This window comes from Mycobacterium sp. (genome assembly GCF_050701675.1).
Classification (GTDB): Bacteria; Actinomycetota; Actinomycetes; order Mycobacteriales; family Mycobacteriaceae; genus Mycobacterium.
Window position 1 is genome coordinate 1 of record NZ_JBOGDD010000512.1, and the last position, 4,953, is coordinate 4,953.

The 4,953-nt window shown below is 67.9% G+C and carries 7 protein-coding genes; 5 read left to right on the forward strand and 2 right to left on the reverse strand.

Annotated features, from left to right (window positions below; all coding sequences use genetic code 11):
* The 3 genes from ACRDUX_RS15435 to ACRDUX_RS15445 all read left to right on the forward strand — a co-directional run.
* Positions 1-382 (forward strand): cytochrome c biogenesis ResB family protein (locus ACRDUX_RS15435; RefSeq protein WP_526414894.1); only part of this gene is annotated, 382 nt, incomplete at its 5' end.
* Positions 383-385: 3 nt separating this feature from the next.
* Positions 386-1,360, forward strand: coding sequence for a c-type cytochrome biogenesis protein CcsB (ccsB, locus tag ACRDUX_RS15440; RefSeq protein WP_526414895.1), 975 nt, complete (start codon positions 386-388; stop codon positions 1,358-1,360).
* A complete protein-coding gene (locus ACRDUX_RS15445; protein ID WP_526414899.1) occupies positions 1,357-2,487 on the forward strand; it encodes a MinD/ParA family ATP-binding protein in 1,131 nt (376 codons plus the stop codon). Before ccsB ends, ACRDUX_RS15445 begins: the two co-directional genes overlap by 4 nt.
* A 15-nt stretch (positions 2,488-2,502) precedes the next feature.
* On the opposite strand, the gene ACRDUX_RS15450 is transcribed toward ACRDUX_RS15445, so the two are convergent.
* A complete protein-coding gene (locus ACRDUX_RS15450) occupies positions 2,503-2,661 on the reverse strand; it encodes a hypothetical protein (RefSeq protein ID WP_526414900.1) in 159 nt (52 codons plus the stop codon).
* 102 nt (positions 2,662-2,763) lie between these two features.
* Here ACRDUX_RS15450 and ACRDUX_RS15455 point away from each other — a divergent pair, with 102 nt between their 5' ends.
* Both ACRDUX_RS15455 and ACRDUX_RS15460 read left to right on the forward strand, forming a co-directional pair.
* On the forward strand, positions 2,764-3,045 hold the full coding sequence (locus tag ACRDUX_RS15455) for a DUF4229 domain-containing protein (RefSeq protein WP_526414896.1): 282 nt from the start codon (positions 2,764-2,766) through the stop codon (positions 3,043-3,045).
* A 7-nt stretch (positions 3,046-3,052) separates the two neighbouring features.
* Positions 3,053-4,093 carry an aminotransferase class V-fold PLP-dependent enzyme gene (locus ACRDUX_RS15460; protein ID WP_526414897.1) on the forward strand — a complete coding sequence of 347 codons (1,041 nt, stop codon included), beginning with the start codon at positions 3,053-3,055 and terminating at the stop codon, positions 4,091-4,093.
* 60 nt (positions 4,094-4,153) lie between these two features.
* On the opposite strand, the gene ACRDUX_RS15465 is transcribed toward ACRDUX_RS15460, so the two are convergent.
* On the reverse strand, positions 4,154-4,828 hold the full coding sequence (locus ACRDUX_RS15465; RefSeq protein WP_526414898.1) for a hypothetical protein: 675 nt from the start codon (positions 4,826-4,828) through the stop codon (positions 4,154-4,156).
* Between the last annotated feature and the right edge of the window lie 125 nt (positions 4,829-4,953).

A 4,953-nucleotide genomic window follows, 5' to 3' on the forward strand; every position in this document is an offset into this window, starting at 1 on the left:
CTTCACCCTCGACCCGAGCCTCATCGAACAGAAGCGACTCAACAAGCAGGTCCGGGTCAATCTGAAGGCGGGTGAGTCCACCCGGCTGAACGACGGCACGGTGGTCCGGTTCGACGGCGCCGTGCCCTTCATCAACGTCCAGGTCTCGCACGATCCCGCGCAGGTCTGGGTGCTGGTGTCGGCGCTGGCCATGATGGCGGGTCTGGTGGTGTCGCTCATCGTGCGGCGACGCCGGATCTGGGTGCGGGTTTCCCCGGCGGGGCCGGGTACCGTGAGCGTTGAGCTGGGCGGCCTCGCCCGCACCGACAATTCCGGGTGGGGCGACGAGTTCGAGAGGTTGACCGCGCGGCTGGTTCCACCGTCGGGAGAGAAGAGCGAATAGCGAATGAATACCCCACACATTGACATCGGGCTCTCCCGCTACTCGGACTGGGCCTTCACGTCATCGATCGTGGTACTGGTCATCGCCCTGCTGCTGCTCGCGGTGGAACTCGCCTACAGCGGCAGTCGCAAGGCCGAGGCCCGTGAACTGGTGTCCGCCGGGGTCGCTGCCGACAGCGCGAAGCCCGGCGTCGTCGCCGATACTCCGAGGCGCCTCGTCGACGAACGGATCGGCCGCGCCGGCCTCGCGTTGGTCTACGTCGGCACCCTGATGCTGTTCGCGTGCATCGTGCTGCGCGGATTGGCGACCTCGCGGGTGCCGTGGGGCAACATGTACGAGTTCATCAACCTGACCTGTTTCTGCGGGCTGGTTGCCGCGACGATCGTGTTGCGCCGGCCGAGCTACCGGGCGCTGTGGGCGTTCGTGCTGCTGCCCGTGCTGATCCTGTTGGCCGTCTCGGGTAAGTGGCTGTACTCCAACGCCGCACCCGTGATGCCCGCGCTGCAGTCCTACTGGCTGCCGATCCACGTGTCGGTCGTCAGCCTCGGCTCGGGGGTGTTCCTCGTCGCAGGCGTTGCGAGCATGCTGTTCCTGGTCAAGATGTCGCCGCTCGCCGATCCCGGTCGCGACGGCACGCTTGCGGCCATCGTCCAGCGCCTGCCCGACGCGCAGACGCTGGACCGGATCGCGTACCGCGCGACCATCTTCGCGTTCCCCATCTTCGGCTTCGGGGTGATCTTCGGCGCCATCTGGGCCGAGGAGGCGTGGGGCCGCTACTGGGGGTGGGACCCCAAGGAGACGGTCGCGTTCATCGCCTGGGTGGTCTACGCCGCCTACCTGCACGCCCGGTCGACGGCGGGCTGGCGCGACCGCAAGGCCGCCTGGATCAACGTCGTCGGATTCGTCGCGATGGTGTTCAACCTGTTCTTCATCAACCTGGTCGTGACCGGCCTTCACTCGTATGCCGGGGTGGGCTGAGCTTGACGTCTCCAGGCTCGTCTCACCCCCGCGCATCCGACCAACCACCGGGGTTCCGGGCGCAAGAGCGGTTTAGCGACCCGGCTCAGTCGATACCGCCCGAGTGGTCGGCGCCGACACCGCCCCACGGGCTGCCGGTGGTGCAGCTGCCTGCACCTCAGCCCGCCGCTTCTGCGGAACCGGACGTGACGCCACCGAAGCTGGACCTCTCGACCGTCGCGCTTCTGGGCCAGCCAAGGCGAAAGCCGACGAGTGGCTGGCGTCGCTGGGTCTACCTGGGCTCGTTCAGCCTGGTCAACCTCGGCGAGGGCGCCAAGGTCATGCGCCGCAAGGAGCTCGAAACCCAGGCGAGTCGGCCGCTGCGGGATTGCTACGGGATCGCGGTGCTCTCGCTCAAGGGCGGCGTCGGGAAGACGACGATCACCGCGACGCTCGGCGCGACGTTCGCCTCGGCCAGAGGCGACCGCGTCATCGCCGTCGACGCCAACCCCGACCGGGGCACGCTCAGTGAGAAGGTCCCGCTCGAGACGGCGTCCACGGTCCGTCACCTGCTGCGCGACGCTGAGGGCATCAGCAGCTACAGCGACGTCCGTGCCTATACGTCGCAGGGGCCCAGCAGGCTGGAAGTGCTTGCCTCGGAAAGCGATCCGGCGGTGTCGGAGGCTTTCAGCAGTGACGACTACAAGCGCACGCTCGAGGTGCTCGAGCGTTTCTACAGCCTGGTTCTGACCGACTGCGGCACAGGGATGCTGCACTCGGCGATGTCGGCGGTGCTGAACAACGCCGACGTGTTGATCGTGGTCAGCTCGGGTTCGGTCGACGGGGCCCGCAGCGCGTCGGCGACGTTGGACTGGCTCGACGCTCACGGGTATCAACAGCTCGTCGCAAACTCGATCGCCGTGATCAACGGGGTGCGACCGCGATCGGGTGGAGGCGGCTCGCGCGTCGACCTTGGGAAGGTGGCCGATCACTTCTCCCGGCGCTGCCGGGCGGTGCTCGAGGTGCCGTTCGACCCGCATCTGGAGGAGGGCGCCGAGATCAGCCTCGACCGGTTGAAGGCTCCGACACGCGATGCGTTGACCGAGTTGGCTGCCGTGGTCGCAAGCGGATTCCCGAGCACGAGCTAGTAGCTCGTGGTGCGTTCAGCGGGGATCCTTGCCATGGTTGAGCCGGTTCAGGAAGTCCGGGTCGTCGTCGGGCCCGATCGTTCTGGTTTTCGGTCGACTGGCAGCGGCGCGCACCAGGCGCCAGGCCCCATAGGCCAGTCCCGCCAAGATGATGGCCGAGAAAAGGAACTGCAGCACGAAAACCTCCTTGTTCACAGGGTACGCGTCGTCGGTAGGCTCGGGACCGTGTCTGGTTCGGAGGGTAGGAGCGAAGTAACTGGGGGATCGGCGTCCCGGATGGTCATCGACGTCCTCGTGTACACGATTGCCCGCATCCTGCTGGTCGGGGTGCTTGCGCTGGTGATCTACCTCGGCGCGCACCTGCTGGGGGTCCAGGAGTTCCCGATCGTGCTGCCGCTCCTGTTCGCGATCGTGTTGGCGTTTCCTCTCGGCATTTGGCTGTTCGCCCCGCTGCGTCGTCGCGCGACCGCCAGCATCGCCGTGTTCGACGAGCGTCGCCGCCGCGACCGCGAACAGTTGCGGGCTCGTCTGCGGGGCGAAGAGCCCCCTGCCAGGTGACGAAAGCGTGACGACTTCGCCCCGGTCGGCCTTCGGAGCCCAGTTCGTGGGCGCCGCAGGATTTCTCAACTCTCCGACGTATGGCCTGCCACCGGTGTTCCTGATCGACGCCCTGAATCGTCAACTCGGCGAATGGCAGACGGGCACCATGGACGTTCCGGCGTTCGACGAGTCGGTGCATCGTGGTCGGGCCGCCTACGCCCAGCTCGTCGGGGTCGGCGTCGAGTCGGTGGCGATGGGTGGCAGCGTGTCGGCTCTGCTCGGGTTGGTCGCGTCCTCGATTCCCGACGGCGCCAAGGTTGCGACGCTGGCCGGTGAGTTCACCAGCACCACCTTCCCGTTCGCCGCCCAGGCGGGCCGAGGGGTGACGGTCACCGAGATGACGGCCGAGGAGTTGATCGCCGCGGCGGCGGACTACGACGTGGTGGCGGCGAGCCTGGTGCAGTCCGCTGACGGCGAGCTGCTCGACGTCGATCGGCTGCGCGCCGCGTTGACGGGTGCCGACACCATCACCGTCATCGACGTGACGCAGGCGGTCGGCTGGAAGGCCCTCGATCTGGGCTGGGTCGACGTCACCGCCGCCGCGGTCTACAAGTGGCTGATGGCGCCGCGCGGTACGGCGTGGATGTCGTTGAGCGACAGGGTTGCTCGCCGGATGACCCCGCATCTGGCCAATTGGTACGCCTCGTCGCAGCCGTGGTCGACGATCTACGGGCTGCCGTTGCGGCTGGCCGACGACGCGCGACGGTTCGATACGTCACCCGCGTGGTTCGGTGTGCTTGGGGCGGGTCTGACGCTGCCATGGTTGGCGTCGCTCGACCGCGATGCGGTGGAGGCGCACTGCGTTGGGCTGGCCTCGCAGCTGCGGGGGGAATTCGAACTGCCGCCCGTCGATTCGGCCATCGTGTCGCTGCCGTTCGCCGATGCCGCCGACAAGCTGAGGAGCGCAGGTGTCATGGCGTCCGTGCGCGCGGGGGCCGTGCGGGTGGGCTTTCACCTCTACAACACCGAGGACGATCTGCAGCGACTGCTCGACGCGCTCCGGTGATTCGTGCACGCTTTGCCGCGGTGAGCACGGGTTCCAACACGCAAGTCGCTGGGTGAGCACTCAGCCGTCGAGCTGCCCCGCGATGCCCCGTTCGATGCCGTCGCGGGTCGCGGTCGGCAGGACGACGAGTCCGTCGAGTTCCTTGGCCGCCAGTGCATACGCCTGCTCGCGTTCGTGCTGTGTCGCACCGGTATCCGACGCCACGCTGAGCAGGCTGCGGGCGCGGGCGATCCGCTGCTGAGCCTCTGGGGAGAAGTCGCTGCGGCGTCGGCGGATCGCCTCGGCCTCGGCGGTGTCGAACGCGGTCGTGTAGTCCTCGACCGCTGCGAGGTACCTGGCGGCCGACTCACGGTCGTCGAGCAGGTCCTCGGCCTTCGCGGGTCGCAGCAGATCGGCGCGCAGCTTCGCCTTGTGGAAGTCCGTGGTGAGCGGGTCGCGCATGTCGGTCATCAGCGGGAAGTCGAGGAGTTTGTCGCTGTCGAGTTCGTAGGACATCCAGCGCGTGTCCGTGCGGGCGTGTTCGTCGATGGTGCGGGTGATCATCCGCCACATGGCGGCGGGGTTGGTTGGCTTGTGCGGCGAGGTGGCTGCGGACGGCGCGTCGTCGAGCCTGGGTCCCTCGGACCCGTCGGACGGCCGCTGGACGCGCTTCCACACGCTGACCGCAGCGATGATGACGCCCGCCACGGGTACGAGCATCAGCAGAAGCTCCGCCAGCCGGAACACGATGCCCATCCAGCCAGGATGCCACTGTCTCGTGGCGGGCTGCCGCGACGTGGGCGGGTGGCGGCCCGAGAATCAGCCGAACGTCAGCGCCGCGGCCACCGCGACCGACCACACCAGCATCGTCAGCCCGGTGT

Bases quoted from the DNA above. Each gene is read 5' to 3' on its own strand.
- ccsB (WP_526414895.1), top strand. From the start codon at position 386: ATGAATACCCCACACATTGACATCGGGCTCTCCCGCTACTCGGACTGG.
- ACRDUX_RS15455 (WP_526414896.1), top strand. From the start codon at position 2,764: ATGGTCATCGACGTCCTCGTGTACACGATTGCCCGCATCCTGCTGGTC.
- ACRDUX_RS15465 (WP_526414898.1), bottom strand. From the start codon at position 4,828: ATGGGCATCGTGTTCCGGCTGGCGGAGCTTCTGCTGATGCTCGTACCC.